Origin of the sequence: Methylacidimicrobium tartarophylax (assembly GCF_902143375.2) — a bacterium.
Lineage (GTDB): Bacteria > Verrucomicrobiota > Verrucomicrobiia > Methylacidiphilales > Methylacidiphilaceae > Methylacidimicrobium > Methylacidimicrobium tartarophylax.
The window spans coordinates 1-1,920 of the sequence record NZ_CABFVA020000092.1; the positions used below are offsets into that span (position 1 = coordinate 1).

2 protein-coding genes and 1 pseudogene are annotated in these 1,920 nt (G+C 61.8%); all 3 read right to left on the bottom strand.

Annotated elements, in window-relative coordinates:
• A pseudogene (locus tag MAMT_RS08410) lies at window positions 1-229 on the bottom strand (phosphoribosylformylglycinamidine synthase I); the annotation flags it as partial.
• Window positions 226-480, bottom strand: coding sequence for a phosphoribosylformylglycinamidine synthase subunit PurS (gene purS, locus MAMT_RS08415; protein WP_142660531.1), 255 nt, complete (start codon window positions 478-480; stop codon window positions 226-228). The pseudogene MAMT_RS08410 and the gene purS, both read right to left, overlap by 4 nt.
• 12 nt (window positions 481-492) lie before the next feature.
• Window positions 493-1,800, bottom strand: coding sequence for an adenylosuccinate lyase (gene purB / locus MAMT_RS08420; RefSeq protein ID WP_142660532.1), 1,308 nt, complete (start codon window positions 1,798-1,800; stop codon window positions 493-495).
• Window positions 1,801-1,920 lie beyond the last annotated feature (120 nt).

Here is a 1,920-nt window from a genome sequence, read left to right on the forward strand (position 1 = left end):
GGGCGGCTTTTCCGACCGCCGCCATGATGGGGGAGAGGGAGGCGATTGCCCCGGATCGAAGGTAGTCGCCGTAGGAAAATCCTCCCGGAAGGACGACAGCGTCCACCGGAGGCAGATTCCGTTCGTCGTGCCAGATCACGATCCCCTCCTGGCCGAGAACTCGCTGCAGCACGAAAAGACAATCGCGGTCGCAGTTCGATCCCGGAAAGACGACGACACCCCATCTCATGGGAGACCTTCGATATGGAGCTCGAACTCCTCCACCACAGGGTTGGCCAGAAAATCTCGAGCGATCGTTTCCAGTTGGGAACGGATCTTCGCCTGATCTCCCTCGCCCGGGATCTCGATCTCGATCTCCTTCCCCACGCGGACTCTTTCGGCAGCGGCCAGACCGAAGTGGCCTAGGGCATGGCGGACCGCTTCTCCTTGCGGATCAAAAACGGTGCGCTTCGGCAAAATCAAGACGCGGGCTCGTATCATGGCAGTCGCAATCTACGGTTCCGGCGCCTCCAAGCCAACCCTTTTGAAGGTGTCGCCGACATGGCGGCAGTAGTTCTCCAGGGAGCAAACCCGGTCGATCTCCTCGGGGGGGAGCAGTTGGGCGATGCTCGGCGTTTCGCGGAGATAGGCGGGAAATGGCTCCTTTCCTCGCCAGCAACGCATCGCCGCTTCCTGGACAAGCTCGTAGGCATCCTTGCGCGGCAAGCCCTTCCGGACCAGAGCCAGAAGGACGCCTTCCGAAGCATAAAGGCCCTTGGATCGGGCGAGGTTTTCTGCCATCCGCTCGGGGTAGACCGACTGATCGGCCACCAGCCGGTCCAAGGTCACGAGCATATAATCGAGGAGCGTGGTCGCGTCGGGAAAAATTACGCGTTCGGCGGAGGAGTGCGAAATGTCGCGCTCATGCCAGAGCGGCACATTTTCCATGGCGGCCAGTGCGTAGCCCCGCAAAAGACGGGCAAGGCCGCAAAGCCGTTCGGAAAGGATCGGGTTCTTCTTGTGCGGCATGGCACTGCTTCCCTTCTGTCCCGCCGCAAAAGGTTCTTCGACCTCCAGAACCTCCGTTCTCTGCAGGTGGCGAAATTCGATGGCCCACCGCTCGACGCTGCTGCCGATCAGGGCGAGTGTCGAGGCGAGATGGGCATGCCGGTCCCGCTGGATGATCTGGTTGGAAGCGGGGGCGGGCGAAAGCCCGAGCTTTCGGCACACCTCCTCTTCCACTGCGGGGTCGAGATGCGCATAGGTACCGACCGCACCGGAGAGCTTCCCGACCGAAATCTGCTCCCGGGCGGCCAGAAGCCGTTCGGTCGCACGGCCGAACTCATCGTACATCAAGGCCAACTTCAGTCCGTAGGTGACCGGCTCCGCATGGACGCCATGCGTACGGCCGATCATCGGCACGAAGGCATACCGGCGTGCTTGCTCTCCGATCGTGATGCGGAGGGCGAGCAGGTCTTGGTGGAGAAGATCGCAGGCTGCGCGAAGCTGGAGTGCGAGCGAAGTGTCGAGCACATCCGAGGAAGTGAGGCCGTGGTGAAGCCAGCGGCCCGCAGGCCCTGCGTGAGAGGCGATTTCCTCCAAAAAGGCGAGGATCTCGTGCTGGGTCTTTTCCTCCCGCTTCTGAACCTCGGCGAGGGAGAAGTGGACCCGTCGGCGAATCTGGGCCGCTTCTTCGGCCGGAACGCGGCCAATCCGCGCCATTGCTTCGACGGCAAGGAGCTCGATTTCCAACCAGAGTTCCAGGCGGCGCGCTTCGCGCCAGATGGCCCGCATGGGCTCTCGACTATATCGTGCCAGCATTCCTTCCTCCGTACGGACTTCCCCGGGAAAAAACAAGCGGAGTTCGCCTAACCTGCATATCTCACAAGCGATCTCCTGCGGCTTGCGAAATGGACCTGTCTGCTTCGTTGCGCCTTGGTT